An 18,763-nucleotide genomic window follows, 5' to 3' on the forward strand; every position below is an offset into this window, starting at 1 on the left:
CCGTTGGATTTGGGTTACCTGTGCCGCCGTCTCGCGAATGAATTCGCTCCTACAGGGGACTGCGTCAGACCGAAACACTCGCGGTGACGCAGGACTTCTGTAGGAGCGAATTCATTCGCGATGGCCGGTTCAGGCGACACAGCCGTTGGATTTGGGTTACCTGTGCCGCCGTCTCGCGAATGAATTCGCTCCTACAGGGGAACTGCGTCAGACCGAAACACTCGCGGCGACGCAGTACTACTGTGGGAGCGAATTCATTCGCGAAAAGCCGGATCAGGCAATGACCTTTCACTGCCTGAAACCCGGCCCTGCAATTTTGCGCGAAGTCGGATCAACGATGCTCGCTGCGCATCATCTCTTTCGGCACGTATTTGCCGATCTCAAACTTCCCAATCGCCGCACGGTGCACTTCGTCCGGCCCGTCCGCCAGGCGCAGGGTGCGTTGCATGGCGTACATGTAGGCCAGCGGGAAGTCGCCGGACACCCCCGCTCCGCCGTGAATCTGGATGGCGCGGTCGATTACCCGCAGCGCAACGTTCGGCGCCACGACCTTGATCTGCGCGATTTCGCTCTTGGCCACCTTGTTGCCGACCGTATCCATCATGTACGCGGCTTTGAGGGTCAGCAGCCGCGCCATGTCGATTTCCATGCGCGAGTCGGCGATTTTGTCTACGTTACCGCCCAGGCGAGCAAGCGGCCGACCGAACGCCGTGCGCTGCACCGAGCGTTTGCACATCAGTTCCAACGCCCGCTCCGCCATGCCGATCGAACGCATGCAGTGGTGAATCCGGCCCGGACCAAGGCGACCCTGAGCGATCTCGAAGCCGCGCCCTTCACCCAACAGGACGTTTTCGTACGGCACGCGGACGTTCTCGAACAGCACCTCGGCATGGCCATGGGGTGCATCGTCGTAGCCGAAGACCGGCAGCGGACGCACGATCTTCACCCCCGGTGCATCCGTCGGCACCAGGATCATTGAATGTTGTTGATGACGAGGGCCGTCCGGGTTGCTCAAGCCCATGAAAATCATGATTTTGCAGCGTGGATCGCAGGCACCGGAAGTCCACCATTTGCGGCCATTGATGACCCACTCGTCGCCATCGCGCACGGCACGGGCGGCCATGTTGGTGGCATCGGACGAGGCCACGTCAGGTTCGGTCATCGCAAAGGCCGAGCGGATTTCGCCCCGCAGCAGCGGTTCGAGCCACTGCTGCTTTTGCGCGTCGCTGGCGTAACGCACCAGCACTTCCATGTTGCCGGTGTCCGGCGCCGAGCAGTTGAACGGCTCCGGCCCCAGCAACGAACGGCCCATGATTTCCGCCAAGGGCGCGTATTCCAGGTTGGTCAGGCCAGCGCCCAATTCGGATTCGGGCAGAAACAAATTCCACAGCCCTTCGGCTTTGGCCTTGGCTTTCAGTTCTTCCATGATCGCGGTCGGCTGCCAGCGGTCCCCTTCCGAGACCTGGCGCTCAAACACAGGCTCGGCCGGGTAGACGTAGGCGTCCATGAACGCCGTGACGCGCTCGCGCAATTCCTGGACCTTGGGGGAGTAAGCGAAATCCATGGGCAGCTACCTTCTGATGAGGTGTTTCAAGACATGCAAGCGATGCTAGATCAGGCCCCTCCATTTATCTAACCTATTCTCAGCGTGTATAAACATTCATCACTGATATATGATCGGCGCGTTTCGGCACGAAAGTCCCAACTACAACAACAGCGTGAGGCGCATCGCAATGAATCTGAGCAAGGTCGATCTCAACCTCTTTATTGTCTTTGACGCCATCTACACTGAGGCCAACCTGACCCGCGCCGGTCAGATCGTCGGCATCACCCAGCCAGCCGTGTCCAATGCCTTGGCCCGCCTTCGCGAGACCTTCAACGATCCGCTGTTCGTGCGCACCGCCCAAGGCATGGTGCCAACGCCGATGGCCCAGAACATCATTGGGCCGGTGCGTAATGCGCTGTCGCTGCTCCGGGTGTCGGTGCAGGAGAGCCGGATTTTCAACCCGCTGCAGGCGAACAAGAACTACCGCATCAGCATGACCGACCTCACCGAAGCGATCATTCTGCCCGCGCTGTTTCAGCGGCTGCGCCGCCTGGCCCCAGCGGTCACCATCGAAAGCTTTCTGTCCAAGCGCCGGGAAACCACCAAGGAACTGGCGGCGGGTCGGCTGGATTTCGCCGTAGACGCGCCGTTGAACACCGACCCGCAGGTGCGCCACGTCAAGCTGATGGAAGACAACTACGTCTGCGCCATGCGCAAAGGGCATCCGCTGGCGAACAAAGGCTCGATAACGTTGGACGACTATCTGTCGGTGGCGCACATCCACATCTCCAGTCGCCGCAGCGGGTTGGGCTACGTCGATCTGGCGCTGGGCAAAATGGGCATCCAGCGCAAGATCGCCCTGCGGTCGCAGCATTATTTGATGGCATCACAGGTGCTGCACCAGACCGACATGGTCATGACCGTTCCAGAACGCTTCGCCCGGCGTAACGACCTGCATTTCGTCCACCTCCCGGTGAACGACGTGCCAAGCGTAGAGACCCACTTGTACTGGCACGAAAGCACCGATCAGGACCCGGCGAACCGTTGGATGCGGGAGCAGATCATTGAGTTGTGTCAGCTGGTGATTGCGCAAGAACGCAAACTTGAGAAAGAACTTTAAGTAGTGGTAACTGTTATTTATCAACTGCTTAAAACCAGTATCTAAAGTCGATTGAAATCTAAAACTGTAGGAGCCGGCTTGCTGGCGATCCCTTATGCCAGCTGCCTTATGGGTGACTGGCACACCGCGTTCGCCAGCAAGCCGGCTCCTACAGCGATCGCGTCCTGCCGCTCTGCCGGTAACCGCCCGCCCTAGAGTGCATCTCGCTGCTTGACGTTTACGTCAAGGTCGCCGTACGTTAGCCGAACGCTTCCCTCGTTCGAGCCCCGCCATGAACCACCCGACTTACAGCATTTCCGACCTCGCTCGCGAGCTGGACATCACCACGCGCACCATTCGCTTTTATGAAGAACAAGGCATGCTAAGCCCCGAACGCCGTGGGCTGGAGCGCATTTATTCAGCGAGGGACAAGGTCACGCTGAAGCTGATTTTGAGGGGCAAGCGCATCGGGTTTTCCCTAGCCGAATGCCGGGACTTGATCGGCTTATACGACCCTAGTGGCGACAATCAAAAGCAACTGACCACCATGCTGCAGAAGATCGCCGAGCGTCGCGCCCAACTCGATCAGCAGTTGCTCGACATCCAGCAGATGCAGCTGGAACTCGACACCGCCGAAGAGCGCTGCAAAGAAGCGCTGAAAAATACCGTTCAATAACAAACGAATAGCGCATAAACCTGATGCTGACAGTGAGGATGAATTTGCCATGTCGCTGCCCCAACGCGTACGTCTGGTCGAAGTCGGCCCCCGTGACGGCCTGCAAAACGAGGCGCGCCCCATCGACGTCGCCGACAAGATCCGGCTGGTGGACGACCTCTCCAACGCCGGGCTTGGCTATATAGAAGTCGGCAGTTTCGTGTCGCCCAAGTGGGTGCCACAAATGGCGGGATCGGCGGAAGTGTTCGCGGGCATCCGGCGCAAGGACGACGTGACTTACGCCGCCCTCGCCCCCAACTTTCGCGGTTTCGAGGACGCGCTGGCGGCGGGTGTCAAGGAAGTCGCGGTGTTCGCGGCGGCTTCCGAGGCCTTCTCGCAGCGCAACATCAACTGCTCGATCAGCGAAAGCCTCGACCGTTTCCTGCCGATCATGGAAGCAGCGCGATTGCACGGTATTCGCGTGCGGGGCTATGTGTCCTGTGTGCTGGGCTGCCCATACGAAGGCACCGTGCCGCCGAAACAGGTGGCGGCAGTGGCCGACGAACTGTTCGGCATGGGCTGTTACGAAGTGTCACTGGGCGACACCATCGGCACCGGTACACCCGGCGCGACCCGCGAATTGATCGACGCCGTCGCGGCCAACATCCCTCGCGGCAAACTGGCCGGGCATTTCCATGACACCTACGGGCAGGCGCTGGTGAATATCTACGCCAGCCTGTTGGAGGGGATTCAGGTGTTCGACAGCTCGGTGGCGGGCCTGGGCGGCTGCCCCTACGCCCAAGGGGCCACAGGCAACGTGGCGACGGAAGATGTGGTGTACATGCTGAACGGGCTGGGCATCGACACGGGTATCGACCTGGACAAATTGATTGCAGCCGGTCAGCGCATCAGTGACGTGCTGGGCAAGGCGAACGGCTCTCGGGTGGCGAGGGCACGTTTGTCGGCCTGATGTGCGACAAGTTGTCACAGAGTGTTACCCTGACCAGCATTGAAGCGATGGAAACGGGTAACACGGAAACACCCGGTGATGATCTCAGCGTGGCGCTGAATGTGGGGTTTTTCTGAAGGCCACGGTTTCCGGGCTTTTCAAAGCATTGACGAAACTTGGCATGGCTTCTGCTATGTCTTATGTACAACAAAAATAAAAAATCGCAGTAACCCAATAAAAACAAGACGTATCGGCTCTGACATAACAAGAACAAGACGGAAGAGACGCAGCTAACTGATTTTTTTGGAGTGGATCGCTTTGTGAGGCTCAGGCCTCTCGACCGGGCAGAGAACAATAAAACTACCTTCAGGTAGCTACCGCATGGGTTGAATCGCAAGATCGAAGCTACATCAGCGCTCAAAAAAATACGTTTGCTCTTGGCCCCGGATGGGGGTCGCTCAAAACCAAAAAGGTATGGCTGCCAAAAACAACAACAGGCCACCTAAAAACAAAAAAGAGCATGCAACTGAAACACCTTGAAGGGGAGCCTCGGCTCCCCTTCGTGCTGTCTGGCGTTTGGTAACCTCACGCCAGACGCTCCTTAAAAATTAGCTGGCGTGTTCGCGCTGATGATTTCTGCCTCATCCTGCCCGATGTTGCGAAAGCTGTGGGGCAGCGTGGTCGGGAAGTAATACCCATCACCGGCGTTGAGAATGCTGATCTGCCCGTCTACCGTCAGCTCGATGGTGCCTCGCGTGACCAGACCGCACTCCTCGCCCTGGGCATGCACGATCGGTTCATCGCCCGAGCCTGCACCCGGCGCGTATTGCTCACGGAGCATGCGCATCTGGCGGCTGGGCACCGAAGCGCCGATCAGCAACAGGCGCAATCCGTCGCGACCGAGATCCGGCTGTTCTCCGGCGCGGAAGACGTAGCGTTGTTCTTGAGGCGGCTGATCGAAGGAGAAAAAATCCGCCAGGGTCATGGGAAACCCCTCCAGCAGTTTTTTCAGCGAACTGACCGAGGGGCTGACGCGATTCAACTCAATCAAGGAGATCGTGCCATTGGCGACTCCGCTGCGTCTGGCCAGCTCACGCTGGGACATTTTGTAGCTTTCCCGCACTAACTTCAGTCGTGACCCCGTATCCATGACAGCCCTTGGTTGATTCTGAGGGTATCGGGGGAAGTGCCTGTTTTCACACACGAAGCGTGGGCCGTTCCCCGGTTTGAGTGGGGCTGATTAGAACACGATTAACCGCCCTGACCTAGACGGCCACGCGACATATGAACGCGACGGTTTTAGCTGGGTTGGGGTGGGTATTCCGCGATGAACTGCCCGATGACATCCGCAAAATCGTGATCGGCGGTAAAGCCCAGCTTTTTCGCATACGTTGCGGTGAATGACCCTGGCCAGGAGCCGACGATTTTCTCGATCGCCGGGTTGCGCCCCAGACGAATCCGGTGGGCGACCTCGTCCCCCGCCGTCCGCCGCAACGCGTCAATCATGTCGGCCACCGTGATCGACAAGCCCGGCATGTTGATCACCCGCCCCGGCTGCAATTGCTCCGCCGACAGCTCATGGCCATGAATCAGGTTGGCGATGGCCTGCGCCGGTGACATCAGCCACAGGCGCGTCTCCAGCGACACCGGGCACACGCTTTCCTGCCCGTTGAGCGGCTCACGGATGATGCCACTGGCGAAGCTCGATGCCGCAAGGTTGGGTTTGCCGGGCCGTACGACGATAGTCGGCATGCGCAAGCTGCGGCCATCGACGAAACCCCGACGGCTGTAATCAGCGAGCAGCAAATCGTTCATCGCCTTTTGTGTGCCGTAGGAGCTTTGCGGCGCCCAGACCTGATGGTCCTCCACCTGAGCAGGCAGCTGTCCGCCGAACACCGCCACGGAACTGGTCATCACCCATTTTGGGCAGGTGCCGAGGCTGCGAATCCGCTCCAGCAGCTGTTGCGTCGCGGTGAAGTTGATGCGCATCCCGAGCTCGAAGTCCTGTTCGGCCTGACTCGACACCACGGCCGCAAGGTGGAAAACGCTGTCGGTTTCGGCGGTCACCAGCCCTTCCAGCACTTTGGGGTCGGCGATGTCACCGCAGACCACCTCGACCCGAGGGTCGTCCAGGCCGGTCAGCGGCACCACGTCGAAAGCCACGATTTTCGAGAGGGCCTGCCTGGCCCCCTGTCGATCGGTCAACGCGCCGCGCTGCAAGAGGGTTTCGATCAGGCGACGGCCGAGAAAGCCGGCCGCACCGGTCACGAGAATATTCATGGGTCACTCCTGTTGCTCAACGGTTAACGAGTTTTGCGGGAATCCGGAAGATCAACACCGACCCGAGGATCAGTGCACCCGCCATCACGTACAGGCCGATGGTGGTGCTTTGGGTCATGTCCTTGAGGAAGCCGATCAGATACGGCGAAACGAACCCTGCGAGGTTGCCGCACGAGTTGATCAGCGCAATCCCCGCAGCGGCCGCAGTACCTCCGAGGAACGCCGTCGGCAGGCTCCAGAACAGTGGCAACGTGCTGAGGGCGCCCATGGCGGCGAGGGTCAGGCCGATCATCGACATCGTGAAACTGCTGCTCCAGGTCGCCGCGATGATCAAACCGATGGCGCCGACGATGGCCGTCAGTGCGAGATGCCAGCGGCGTTCACGTACCCGGTCCGCGTGGCGCGACACCAGCAGCATGGTCGCGACGGCCGCGCCGTACGGAATCGCGGTCAACAGGCCGATGTGCAGCACGTCGGTGACCCCGGCCTGACGGACCAGCGTCGGCAGCCAGAAACCGACGGTGTAAAAGCCGGCGATCATGCAGAAATAGATCGCGGTCAGCAGCCAGATGCGCGGCTGGCGGAACACGTCGCGCACGCTGTGGACTTCGTGGGAGTGGCTTTCGGCGTCGATGCGCGATTGCAGCAGGGTTTTCTGTTCCTGAGTCAGCCAGCCCGCGTGGGAGATGCGGTCGCTCAGGCAGAAAATCACCAGAATGCCGATGGCCACCGACGGCAGGCCCTCGATGAAGAACAGCCACTTCCACCCCGCCCAACCGTGGGCGCCGTCGAACACGGCCATGATCCAGCCGGACAGCGGCGCACCCACCAGGCCCGACAGCGGCACGGCGCTGGCGAACAACGCGAACATCTTCCCGCGACGGTGGGTCGGGAACCAGTACGACAGGTACAGAATGACGCCCGGGTAGAAACCGGCCTCGGCCAGCCCCAGCAGGAAACGCATGATGTAGAACGACATCGGCGTGGTCACGAAGGCCATGCAGGACGAGATCACGCCCCAGCTGATCATGATCCGCGCAATCCACAGCCGGGCGCCGACCCTGTGCAGGATCAGGTTGCTGGGGATTTCAACCAGGAAGTACGCGATGAAAAAGATGCCCGCGCCGAGGCCGTACACCGCTTCGGAGAAATGCAGGTCATCGGACATTTGCAGTTTGGCAAAACCGACATTGACCCGATCGAGGTAGGCCACCAGATAACACAGCAGCAGGAGCGGCAGAATGCGCCACGCCGCCTTGCGGTAAGCCGCGTCTTCGGAGGCATCGGCGGCGGGCGTGCCGCTGGCGCCCTGCGTCAAGGATTCACTCATTTCTTTCCCATCCCTTTGTTTTTGTAGTGGGCGAATGTTGGGGGCAGAACAGCGTGCGACATAACAAGTAACATAATACGTCATACGAATTCAACACGCTTCCTGCACGGGACGTGGCGCCGGAAATGCAGTAACGTTCATTCATTTGAAACATGAGATTTCCATGTCCGCCTCCGACCTGACCCCGCGCCCGAATGCCCCCTCCAGCCTGAAAGACGCCTCCAAAGGCACGCTGGCGGATCAGGTCACGGCCGCACTCAAAGCGCATATCGCCAACGGCGAAGCCCTTCCCGGCACGCGCCTGCCCACCGAGCCTGTGCTGTGCGAGCGTTACGGGGTGAGCCGCACGGTGGTGCGAGAAGCAATTTCCCGGCTGAAGTCGGCGGGTCTGGTGGAAGTGCGTCAGGGCAGCGGGACCGTGGTCTGCGAAGGTGCGCACATCAAGGCGTTCACCATCGATGTGGACGTCGGCGGCTCCATCGAAGCGGTGTTGCGCGTCACGGAATTACGCCGGGGCATTGAAGGCGAAGCGGCCGCCCTCGCCGCCCAGCGTCACACCCGTCAACAACTGGAAACCATTGAGCGTGCGCTGAAAGCCATTGATACCGCTGAGCACGAAGGCCATGACGGCGTCGAGGAAGACCTGGCGTATCACCTGTCGATTTCCCACGCCACGGGCAATCCGCTTTACCCGTCTTTGCACGAATTCATCGCCCAGTTTGTGAAAGAGGCCATCCGCATCACCCGCTCCAATGAAGAGCGCCGTCAGGAAATGGCCAGCACCGTGCGCGTCGAACATGTCGCCATTTACGACGCCATCGCCGCCCGCGATCCGGAAGCTGCACGCCAGGCCGCCCTCACCCACATCAACAATGCTGTCGAGCGATTGAAGAGTGCTGACCCTTCCTTTTGGCAGAATCCCGTGCACATAAATCCTTGAAGCGCTTGGCATTCGCCCGCAAGACTTGACCGTTCGTCGTGATTTGCTAAATAGGAATCAGTCATAAATCCGTTTTCACGAAATGTTCACGTCGCAAGGTTCAGTCTGCACCTACTCCTTTTGATCCTCTTTAAGCCCGTCTTCCCCAGCGGGCTTTTTTCTGCCCGGGATTTGAGCATCGTGCTCATGCACACCCCGCAAATTCCTCGAACTCGTCTTGCGCGCTGTCCTCCAATATTCAAGCCCCCTGAGGATACTGACATGAGTAACGACGACCGCAACGCCTCCACCCGTCCCACCAACGCCCCACCTACCGATGCGTCCGGCAAGCCCGTGAACGTGGTCGAGCGCGATCTCGCAGACCGCGACGACGACACCCGCGCCGTGGACGAAGTCATCACTCCCACCTCCATCCGCACCAAGGAACAGGAAGCCGAAGAGCTGAAACGCAAGACCGATGCCATCGAACGCAAGGTCGCCGACGGCAATTGACCGACGCTTGAATGCCCGGTTTCTGGGAACAGATTCCCATTGCCGGGCACCGTTCGTCGGCGTCGGCAATGTTGTGCTACACCTACTGGCAAGCACTTCAGCACTGTCAGGGATGAGTCGGTCTATGCGTTTGAACATGCCGGTTACACAACAGGAACGTACTTTTGCCGCTAACGAGCGTTTGATTTCCACCACCGACCTCAGCAGTCACATCACCTACTGCAACGACGCTTTCGTCGCCCTCAGCGGTTTTACCCGCGAAGAACTGATCGGCCAGCCCCACAACCTCGTTCGTCACCCCGACATGCCGCCCTCGGTGTTCGCCCACATGTGGGAGACCCTCAAACAGGGCAAGCCATGGATGGGCGTGGTGAAGAACCGCGCGAAGAATGGCGACTTTTACTGGGTCAGCGCTTACGTCACGCCGATCTACGAGCACGGTAAGATCTCGGGGTTCGAGTCCGTTCGGGCGCTCCCGACCCGCGAGCAGGTGCGTCGGGCCGAGGCGCTGTACGCGCGCCTGCGAGCGGGCAAGTCTGCCGTTTCCGGTGTTGAAACCGCCCGCTATCAACTGGCCCGCCAACTGCCGCTGATCATCGCCGCTGTGATTCTCGGCGTTTGCAATTATTTATTGGCCGATCATGCGGAGTTGGCGGCCATGCTGCTGACGCTGGTCGCCCTCAGCGTGTTTCTGGAATGGCGGCAAAACCAGACGCTCAAGGCGCTGCTGGACGAACATCCCAAAGCCTTCACCGACCCTTTGATAGCCTTGACCTACAGCGATAACCGGGGCCCGCAGGCGCGTCTGGACCTGGCGTTGCTCAGCGAGGAAGCGCGCCTGCAAACCGCGCTGACGCGGCTGGTGGATGCCGGGGAAAACGTCAAACAGCGCGCCGGTCAGTCCGCCAGCCTGTCGCTGTTGCAGGCCGAAGCCCTCGATCAGCAACGCAACGAAACCGATCAATCGGCAACCGCCATCACGCAAATGGCCGCGACGATTCAGGAAGTCACCCATAACGTGCAGAACACCGCTAACGCTGCGCTGGAAGCGGACAACCTCGCCCAACAGGGACGCAGCCTGGCCGACGACAGCCTGTTGGCGATCCGCCACATGGCCAACTCGGTGTCTGAAATCGGCGAAGCGGTGGGCGAGCTGGCCAGTGCGACGCAATCCATCGGCAGTGTTGTGGACGTCATCAATTCCATTGCCCAGCAGACCAACCTGCTGGCCCTCAACGCGGCTATTGAAGCGGCACGCGCCGGGGAACAGGGCCGAGGGTTTGCGGTGGTGGCCGATGAGGTCCGCTCACTGGCTTCGCGCACGCAGACCTCCACCGAGCAGATTCAAGGCATCATCGGCGAATTGCGCGAGGGCGCCAGCCGGGCGGTCGCCACGGCCACGCGGGGCCAGGCCATGTCGCAGGAAAGCGTGACCAGCGTCGAAGCGGTGCAGCACGCGTTGAGTGGCATCAGCCAGGCGGTGTCACGGATCACCGGGATGAGCCAGCAGATGGCCTCGGCGTCCGAGGAGCAAACCCACGTGGCCGAAAGCATCAATCAGCAGATCAACCGCATCGCTCAATTGTGCGACCAGAGCGCGGGGCAAGCGCAACAGGGGTCGAGCATCAGCCGAGAGCTGGAGCAAATGGCCCAGTACCTTCACAGCCTGGCCGAGCGGTTTAATCGCTAGTAGCGGTCGGGGCTTTAACCTGCAACTGCCGACGAACCGCTGCTAGCACTTCTTCTGACAGCGCACGACCTTCGGCCATCCGGGCGACGGTCAGCGCCCCCATCAACGCGCAGAGACTCAGCATGGCCTGATCACGGTTTGACGGCCCGGCATCCCCTTCGGGCCGGGCGGCGGCCAACTGCTCGGTCAGCAGCGCCAGAGTCTGCTCAAACCCTTCCACCGCGACCGTCTTCACGGGGTCTTCAGCCCTCGCAAGTTCACTGCCCAACGCCGCAAACGGGCAACCACTGCTTTCATCCCGGTGCCGCACGCTCAGGTAAGTGGCGACCGATGCATTGAACGCATCGGCCTCTTCGCCTGATGCCCCGACTTGCGCCAACTTCGCCAACTGATCGTCCACGGACGCTTTCGTCGCCTCCGCGACCAGGTGTGCCTTCGACTCGAAGTGTTTGTAAAACCCGCCCTGCGTCAAACCCGCGGCCGCCATCAATGCGGTGAGGCCGCTGCCGTCGATGCCGTGGCGACGAAACTCGACGCGGCTGACCTCAATGATTTTCTGCCTCGTTGCAGCGGTTTCCAGTTTGCTCTTGCGCATGGAACGCCTCTTTCTATCCGAATATCCGACGTGCTGTTGACATTAGATTCCGATCACCATCTAATGTGAATTACAAGCTTCATATAACTCTCCCGTCCGCGCAAGCGGTTTCCTGTACTGAGGATCGATCATGTCTCAACCCACCCTGCTCGTCACCGGCGCCACTGGCTTCACCGGCCGCAAAACCGTCGAAATCCTGCGCAAAAAAAACATCCCTGTCCGAGCTCTGGTGCGCGCCGATGACCACCGCGCGGCGGAACTGCGCGAGCTGGGCGCAGACGTTGCCATTGGCGATTTCCAGGACCTTGATTCGGTGCGCGCCGCCCTTGAAGGCATCGAGTCGGCCTACTTCGTCTACCCGATCCACCCCGGCATCATCGACGCGAGCGCCCGTTTCGCGTTGGCGGCGAAAGAAGCCGGTGTGACCTCGCTGGTGAACATGTCGCAGATTTCCGCCCGTCGCGTGGCTAAAAGCAACGCAGCCTTGAGCCATTACACCGCCGAACGCGTGTTCGACTGGTCGGGTCTGGCGACCACTCACCTTCGCCCGACGTACTTCGCCCAATGGCTGCTCTACCCGCACTGGCGGAAACACATCGTCGAACGCGGCGAAATCCGTCTGCCGTTCGGCGACGGTCGGCACGCCCCGATCGCCGCCGAAGACCAGGCCCGCCTGATCGCCGCGATCCTGCAAAACCCGCAACCTCATGCGGGCAAGACCTACGACCTCAACGGCCCGATCGAACTGAGCCAGCAAGGTGTCGCCGATGCCGTCGGTGAAGTGCTGGGCCGCACCGTGACCTACGTGCCGATCACCCTCGAGCAATACGATAAGGAAATGACCGAATCGGGGCTGGGCCCGTTCCTCCGCCAGCACCTGATTGAAGTGGCGCAGGACTACCAGCATGGCGTGTTCGAGGGCGAAGACTCGATCATCGCCGACGTCACCGGCGTCGCGCCGATGACGGTCCAGGCCTTTGTGACCTTGCACAAGGCCGCCTATCAGCGTTGATTGATCCCGATCCACGCAAGCCCCGCTGAGTCGTGCATTCAGCGGGGCTTTTTCAATGGCGGTAATCCTTAACGAAGCGGCGTCTCCGGCTTGCCGTTGACCGCCAGCTCCGAGACGTTCCACCCTCCCCCCAACGCCTTGACCAGCCCGACACTCGCCGCCAGTTGTTGGGTCTGCAAATCCAGCACGCTGCGTTGCGCCTGCAACGACGCGGTTTGTGCGACGACCACGTCCAGATAACCAATCGCCCCCTGCTTGTAACGGGCCAGCGAGAGGTTTTCGCTGTATTGCGCCGCTTCCGCCGCTGCGCGCTGATCCTCCAGCGCCGAACCCAGGCCATCAATGATCGACAGGTTGTCTTCGACCTGCTCGAACGCCGCCAACACCTGCGCCCGGTATTTGCCGCCCGCCTCATCCGTCGCGGCTTTCGCCGCGTCCACCTGGGCCTGACGCAAGCCGCCGTCGAACAGCGTGGTCACCAGCGAAGGCCCCACGGCCCAGAACAGGTTGGGTGCGCTGAGCAGATTGGCGAACTCGCTGCTTTGGTACCCGCCTTGGGCGCTCAGGGTCAGCGTGGGGAACCAGGCGGCGCGGGCCACACCGATGCGTGCGTTGGCGGCGGCAATGCGTCGCTCGGCGGCGGCAATATCAGGTCGACGCTGGAGCAAGGTCGAGGGCACGCCCGTCGGCACCGTGGGCAATGGCAAGGCTGCAGTGCTCGGCGCGATGCTGAACTGTGACGCCGAGGCGCCGGTCAACGCCGCAATGGCATGTTCAAGCAGCGTCCGTTGCACGTTGTTTTGCTTGAGCTGCGACTTGGCCGACGACAGCTGCGAAGAAGCCCGCGCGACATCCAGCCCGGAGACGATGCCGCCGTCGTGCAGGCCTTGGGTCAGGTCCACCGCGCGGCTGAACGCCTGGGTCGTCTGTTCCAGCAGGTGGGTCTGCTGATCCAGGCCGCGCAGGCGCACGTAGCTGTCGGCCAGTTGCGCTTGCAGGCTCAGCCGCGCAGACGCCAGGTCGGCGAGCGAGGCTTGCGCTTCGTCAGTACCCGCCGCCACCGAATTGCGCACGCGGCCCCAGAGGTCCACTTCGTAGTCGATCTGCACACCCAGGGTGCCCGAGTTGTAGACGTCGTCCGTGGTGCTGGCACGCAACGGTCGCGTATCGGACTGGCGGATTCGTTGCGCGTTGCCGATCTGCTTCACCGTGGGCAATAACGCTGAGTTCACTTGGGCCACGAACGCCTGAGCCTGCGCGTAATGCGCCAGCGCTGCGCTCAAGGTCGGATTATTGGCCAGCAGTTGCTGCTGCAGCGCATCCAATTGCGGGTCGTTGTAAACCTGCCACCAACCGTCGCGACTGATCTGGTCACTGGGCGTGGCGAGGCTCCACGGCCCTTGGGCTCTGTACTGTTGCGCCGTGGGCACCGACGGTACGGTGTAGTCCGGCGCGAGGGAGCAAGCGCCCAGCCCCAGCATCGCCATCAACAGCATGCTCTGCTTAACCATGGGGTTTGGCCTCGGCAGGTTTGGCGATCTGCACCGGGTCGTTGTCGTTCAAGCCATCGGGCGGCGTGTCGATGACGCGGTCCGTGGCGGCGAGGCCCGAACCGATTTCCACCGAATCACCGAAATCCCGAGCGATGGTCACGGTCTTGAACAGCACGTGGTCGTTTTGATCGAGAGTCGCGACGCGCATGCCCTGAGCGTCAAATTGCAAGGCACTGGCCGGGAGCCGCACGACGTTGGGTTGAATCGGCAGGTCGAAGCGTACGCTGGTGTAGGCGCCCGGCAGCAGACGACCGGTGGGGTTATCGACTTGCAGCTGCACCAGCGTGCTGCCCGACGACGCGTTCACCGAATCCGCCGAGGCAATGACGGTGGCTTTGAACTGTTCCTGCGGGTATTCGGGCACGCTCAGTCGCGCCGTTGCACCGGCCTTCACCTGCGGCGCGTAACTCTGCGGCACTTGAACGTAGACCCGCAAACGGCTGACGTCGGACACGGCGAATAGTTCTTGGCCGCTGGCCGTGCTGCCCGCGTTGATCAGCGCGCCGACATCCGTGGAGCGCGCCGTGACCACACCGTCGAACGGCGCGGTCAGCCGTTGAAAACCTTTGGTCGCCAACAACCGCTCGACATTGGCCTGAGCCGCCTGAACCTGCGCCAGCTTCGCAGCCAGGTCACCGTTGCGTTCATCGACTTCCTGCTTGGACACCGAGTCCGACGCCAGCATGGCCTGCCAGCGTTTGGCACTGGTCTGGGACAGCGTGGCATTGGCTTTGGCGGTGGCCAGATCGGCGCGTGCCTGGAGCAACTGCTGATCCAGTTCGGGGGTGTCGATCTCGGCGAGCAGTTGGCCTGCCTTGACCTTGGCGCCGATGTCGGCTTTCCAGGACTTCAGGTAACCGCCGACACGGGCAAAGATCGCTGCCCGCGACCAGGCTTCCAGGCGTCCCGGCAAAATCAGCGCCGAACCTTGGGTGGGTGCGGCCGGGCTGATGACGATCACGCTGGGCAGCGCCTGGGCATCGGTCCAGGTCTTCAGGTCTTTCGATTCACTGGCGCGGGCCGTGAGACCGACGAACACCACGGCGGCGACCACGACCAGCGCAATCAGCAGACCCAGATTCGCTCGCCAGCCGCTGACGCGTGGCTGACGTTGGGTTACAGGAGTGTCGTTGAGCATGTCAAAACCCTTGAGAAGCAGTGGCCTGGACGCGGGCGCGACTGTCGCGTGCGTGAACGAGGCTGAAAATGATGGGAACCAGGAACAACGTGGCCACAGTGGCGAAGCACAGACCGCCGATCACCGCACGGCCCAGTGGCGCGTTTTGCTCACCGCCCTCGCCCAGGCTCAAGGCCATGGGCGCCATGCCGATGATCATCGAAATGGCGGTCATCAGAACCGGACGGAAGCGGGTAAACCCGGCTTCCAGCGCGGCCTGCAACGGGTTGCCGTGCTCCGCCAGCCGTTCCCGGCAGAAGCTGACGACCAGGATGGCGTTGGCCGTCGCCACCCCCATGCACATGATCGCCCCCGTCAACGCTGGCACCGACAACGGCGTGTGCGTGACAAAGAGCATCCAGACGATGCCCGCCAGGGCCGCAGGCAATGCGGTGATGATCACGAACGGGTCGCTCCACGACTGGAAGTTGACCACGATCAGCAGGTAGATCAGCACGACGGCCCCCAGCAGCCCGAACAACATGCCGCTGAAGGCGCTGTTCATCGTCGTTGACTGACCTTGCAGCGCCACTTTCGAGCCTTTCGGCACGTCGTTGGCGTGCGCGGCCAGAATCTTCTGGATGTCTGCTGCCACACCGCCGAGGTCACGGCCCTGCACCGAGGTGAGGATTTCCACCACGGGCTGGATGTCGGATTGGGTCACCACGGAGTTGCTGTGGGTCCGCGCCACCGACGCCAGGCCGCCGAGAATCTGTCCGCTGCCGGTCGAGGACGTGGAGGTCAGCGGCAGGTTGTACAGCTGCGCCAACTTGTCGAGGCTGTACTGCGGGGTTTGCAGCACGATGGGGTACGACACGCCGTTCGCCGTGTTGAGCCAGAACGTCGGTGCCACCTGGCTCGATCCCGCGAAGTTGACCACCAGGCTGTTGGTGATGTCTCGCTCGCTGATCCCGAGCAGTTGCGCTCGGGTGCGGTCCACGTCGATCTTGAACGTCGGCAATTGCTGGGACTGCTGAATCCGGGCATCCGCGACGCCCGGCACCCGACGGATTTCACGCAGCAGCGTGTTGGCGTAGGCGTAGTTGCCGCCCAGGTTGTTACCGGTGATCTGCACGTCCACCGGGGCCGACGAACCGAAGTTGAGAATCTGCCCGACGATGTCGGCTGGCGGGAACGAGAACACGGCGTTGGGGAATTCGCGAGGCAGTTGCTCACGCAACTGGCGCACGTACTCGGCGGTCGGCTGATGGTCTTCGTTCAGGCTGATCTGGATGTCGCTGTCCTGGGAGCCGACCGTACCGGTGGTGTTGTACGCGGTATTGATGCCGCTGACCGCCAGCCCGATGTTGTCCACCACCGCCTTGAGTTCGGAGCCCGGGATCACTCGACGCACGGCATTCTCCACATCGAAGATCAACTGCGCCGTGCTTTCGACACGCATGCCCACCGGGGCACGGACGTGCATCAGAATCTGCCCGGAATCCACCGCCGGGAAAAAGTTGCGGCCCAACGTCGGCGCCAGCGCGAAGGACGCGACGACGAAGGCGAGGATGCCGACCATCACCCCTTTGCGGTGCTCCAGCGCGGCGGCGAGCAACCCGTGATACCCCTCGCGAATCCGTTCGAAACGCGCCTCGAAACCCCGTTGGAATCGTACCAATGGGTTGCGGCTGGCAGGTTTGTGCGCGCCCTCTTCCGTCAGGTTGTGGGGTTTCAGCAGGTAGTTCGCCATGGTCGGGACCAGCGTTCGCGACAGGATGAACGAGGCAATCATCGCGAAAATCACCGCTTCGGCCATCGGCACGAACAGGAACCGGGCCACGCCGTCGAGGAAGAACATCGGCACGAACACGATGCAGATACACAAAAGGGACACGAAGGCCGGTGTCACGATCTGCGCGGCGCCGTCCAGGATCGCGGTCTCCACCGGCTTGCCCTGTTCCAGGTGCCAGTTGATGTTTTCGATGGTCACCGTGGCATCGTCGACCAGGATGCCGACGGCCAGCGCCAGCCCTCCGAGGGTCATGATGTTCAGGGTTTCACCCATCGCCGACAGCGCGGCAATCGACGACAGGATCGCCAGCGGAATCGAGACCGCAATGATCACGGTCGAACGCCAACTCCCCAAGAACAGCAGGATCATCAGACTGGTCAGCGCGGCGGCGATCAACCCTTCACGGGCGACGCCACTGATGGCCGCTCGCACGAACAGCGACTGGTCGCCGATCAGGTCGATGTTCAGGTTTTCAGGCAACTGCGCCTTGGAATCGGCGAGCTTGTCCTTGATCCCTTCGATCACCCCGAGGGTCGAGGCCGAGCCGGTCTTGAGCACCGGAATCAGCACGGAACGGTTGCCGTTGACGTGCACGATGTTGGTCTGCGGCGGGCTGCCGTCCTTGACCGTGCCGACATCACGTATCAGCACCGTGGTGCCGTTGGCGGTCTTGATCGGCAGGTCTTCGAGGTCCTTGAACGCCACCGGCGAGTTGTTCAGTTGCAGCATGTACTCGTAGCCCCCGATCTTCTGGGTGCCCACGGGGGTGATCTGGTTTTGCGTGGCCAGCGCGTTGGCGACGTCTTGGGCAGACAGCCCTCGCGCTTGCATCTGCGCAGGGTCAAGGTCGATCTGCACCTGACGGGTCTTGCCACCGAAGGGGTACGGCAGCGACGCGCCCGCCACGGTGGTGAGCATCAGCCGCACGGTGTTGAGGCCGATGTCACCCAGCTTCTGCTCGCTGAGGTTCTGGCCGGACAACGCCAGTTGCACGATCGGCACCGTTGAGGCGCTGTAGTTGAGAATCAACGGCGGCACCGTGCCGGGCGGCAGGTTGCGCAGGATCGCCTGGGACACCGACGTCAACTGGGCGTTGGCGTTGCTGATGTTCACGCCCGGCTGAAAAAACACTTTGACGATCCCGAAGCCGTTGAGCGACTGGGCTTCGATGTGGCGAATGTCGTTGACCGTGGTCGTCAGCACCCGCTCGAACGGGGATGTGACGCGCCCGGCCATCTGGTCCGGCGAGAGACCGGTGTACTGCCAGATGACCGCGATGACCGGAATGCGAATCTCCGGAAAAATGTCAGTGGGGGTGCGCAGAGCCGCCAGCGGCCCGACGATCATGATCAAAACGGCGAGAACGACAAAGGTATACGGTCGTCTCAAAGCAACGCGTACGAGGCCAAGCATGGAAGTATCCAGACAAGCGTGAAACATCAATGTCGAAGCGGATCAGGCACAAACGGCCCGACGGCGCTCCGACGTCCAGGTCGATCCGATCGACGAAGCCCGTCCAGAAAAGGCGGCATGGCGCACGATATTCACAAATACGGGTATATACCACTTAATTTTTCATGACATGGACCGCAGGCATGAAAAGCGGATGGCGGCGGACGCAGATCGGGAGGCCGCAGACCGGTACAGGCCTGAGAAAAACGCGACACATCGAGGGAGAACGGCCTGCGTCGCACCGCTCAGAGGGTGCGA

General features: G+C 61.5%; 15 protein-coding genes. 7 read left to right on the forward strand and 8 right to left on the reverse strand.

Features of this window, described 5'->3' with window-relative positions; genetic code table 11:
• Window positions 1-331: 331 nt before the first annotated feature.
• Window positions 332-1,564, reverse strand: a complete 1,233-nt coding sequence (locus AAEO81_RS17185) for an acyl-CoA dehydrogenase (protein ID WP_166594607.1) — start codon at window positions 1,562-1,564, stop codon at window positions 332-334.
• A 169-nt stretch (window positions 1,565-1,733) separates the two neighbouring features.
• Between AAEO81_RS17185 and AAEO81_RS17190 the strand changes: the two genes are divergently transcribed.
• From AAEO81_RS17190 to AAEO81_RS17200, 3 genes are all read left to right on the forward strand, one after another.
• Window positions 1,734-2,666: a LysR family transcriptional regulator gene (locus AAEO81_RS17190; RefSeq protein WP_341958101.1), complete on the forward strand. Its 933-nt coding sequence runs from the start codon at window positions 1,734-1,736 to the stop codon at window positions 2,664-2,666.
• Window positions 2,667-2,937: 271 nt separating this feature from the next.
• A complete protein-coding gene (locus AAEO81_RS17195) occupies window positions 2,938-3,321 on the forward strand; it encodes a MerR family DNA-binding transcriptional regulator (RefSeq protein WP_341958103.1) in 384 nt (127 codons plus the stop codon).
• A gap of 49 nt (window positions 3,322-3,370) precedes the next feature.
• The gene (locus AAEO81_RS17200; protein WP_341958105.1) at window positions 3,371-4,270 is read left to right on the forward strand and encodes a hydroxymethylglutaryl-CoA lyase; all 900 of its coding nucleotides are present in this window, start codon (window positions 3,371-3,373) and stop codon (window positions 4,268-4,270) included.
• Window positions 4,271-4,850: 580 nt separating this feature from the next.
• Here the strand turns inward: AAEO81_RS17200 and AAEO81_RS17205 are convergent.
• The 3 genes from AAEO81_RS17205 to AAEO81_RS17215 all read right to left on the reverse strand — a co-directional run bounded on the left by AAEO81_RS17205 (window position 4,851) and on the right by AAEO81_RS17215 (window position 7,859).
• Complete coding sequence (locus tag AAEO81_RS17205) at window positions 4,851-5,399, reverse strand: cupin domain-containing protein (RefSeq protein ID WP_341958107.1); 549 nt, start codon at window positions 5,397-5,399, stop codon at window positions 4,851-4,853.
• Window positions 5,400-5,548: 149 nt separating this feature from the next.
• Window positions 5,549-6,529, reverse strand: coding sequence for a D-erythronate dehydrogenase (gene denD / locus AAEO81_RS17210; protein WP_341958108.1), 981 nt, complete (start codon window positions 6,527-6,529; stop codon window positions 5,549-5,551).
• Between the two features lie 16 nt (window positions 6,530-6,545).
• Window positions 6,546-7,859, reverse strand: a complete 1,314-nt coding sequence (locus AAEO81_RS17215; RefSeq protein WP_341958109.1) for an MFS transporter — start codon at window positions 7,857-7,859, stop codon at window positions 6,546-6,548.
• A 163-nt stretch (window positions 7,860-8,022) separates the two neighbouring features.
• On the opposite strand from AAEO81_RS17215, the gene AAEO81_RS17220 reads away from it, so the two are divergent.
• The 3 genes from AAEO81_RS17220 (at window position 8,023) to AAEO81_RS17230 (ending at window position 10,981) form a co-directional block, all read left to right on the forward strand.
• Window positions 8,023-8,799 carry a FadR/GntR family transcriptional regulator gene (locus AAEO81_RS17220; protein WP_341958111.1) on the forward strand — a complete coding sequence of 259 codons (777 nt, stop codon included), beginning with the start codon at window positions 8,023-8,025 and terminating at the stop codon, window positions 8,797-8,799.
• Between the two features lie 261 nt (window positions 8,800-9,060).
• The gene (locus AAEO81_RS17225; protein ID WP_341958112.1) at window positions 9,061-9,291 is read left to right on the forward strand and encodes a hypothetical protein; all 231 of its coding nucleotides are present in this window, start codon (window positions 9,061-9,063) and stop codon (window positions 9,289-9,291) included.
• Window positions 9,292-9,415: 124 nt separating this feature from the next.
• The gene (locus tag AAEO81_RS17230; RefSeq protein ID WP_341958114.1) at window positions 9,416-10,981 is read left to right on the forward strand and encodes a methyl-accepting chemotaxis protein; all 1,566 of its coding nucleotides are present in this window, start codon (window positions 9,416-9,418) and stop codon (window positions 10,979-10,981) included.
• Here AAEO81_RS17230 and AAEO81_RS17235 read toward each other — a convergent pair.
• The gene (locus AAEO81_RS17235) at window positions 10,971-11,576 is read right to left on the reverse strand and encodes a TetR family transcriptional regulator (RefSeq protein ID WP_341958116.1); all 606 of its coding nucleotides are present in this window, start codon (window positions 11,574-11,576) and stop codon (window positions 10,971-10,973) included. The two genes, AAEO81_RS17230 and AAEO81_RS17235, sit on opposite strands and share 11 nt — an antisense overlap.
• Window positions 11,577-11,706: 130 nt before the next feature.
• Between AAEO81_RS17235 and AAEO81_RS17240 the strand changes: the two genes are divergently transcribed.
• Window positions 11,707-12,588 carry an NmrA family NAD(P)-binding protein gene (locus AAEO81_RS17240; protein WP_341958118.1) on the forward strand — a complete coding sequence of 294 codons (882 nt, stop codon included), beginning with the start codon at window positions 11,707-11,709 and terminating at the stop codon, window positions 12,586-12,588.
• Between the two features lie 68 nt (window positions 12,589-12,656).
• Here the strand turns inward: AAEO81_RS17240 and AAEO81_RS17245 are convergent, their stop codons facing one another.
• Genes AAEO81_RS17245 through AAEO81_RS17255 form a run of 3 tightly spaced genes read right to left on the reverse strand, consistent with a single transcriptional unit; the run spans window position 12,657 to window position 18,466 of the window.
• Window positions 12,657-14,099, reverse strand: a complete 1,443-nt coding sequence (locus AAEO81_RS17245) for an efflux transporter outer membrane subunit (protein ID WP_341958120.1) — start codon at window positions 14,097-14,099, stop codon at window positions 12,657-12,659.
• Window positions 14,092-15,279 carry an efflux RND transporter periplasmic adaptor subunit gene (locus AAEO81_RS17250; RefSeq protein WP_341958122.1) on the reverse strand — a complete coding sequence of 396 codons (1,188 nt, stop codon included), beginning with the start codon at window positions 15,277-15,279 and terminating at the stop codon, window positions 14,092-14,094. The genes AAEO81_RS17245 and AAEO81_RS17250 overlap by 8 nt, the downstream gene beginning before the upstream one ends.
• A gap of 1 nt (window position 15,280) precedes the next feature.
• Window positions 15,281-18,466, reverse strand: coding sequence for an efflux RND transporter permease subunit (locus tag AAEO81_RS17255; RefSeq protein WP_341958124.1), 3,186 nt, complete (start codon window positions 18,464-18,466; stop codon window positions 15,281-15,283).
• Window positions 18,467-18,763 lie beyond the last annotated feature (297 nt).

This window comes from Pseudomonas sp. RC10 (genome assembly GCF_038397775.1).
Lineage (GTDB): Bacteria > Pseudomonadota > Gammaproteobacteria > Pseudomonadales > Pseudomonadaceae > Aquipseudomonas > Aquipseudomonas bambusae.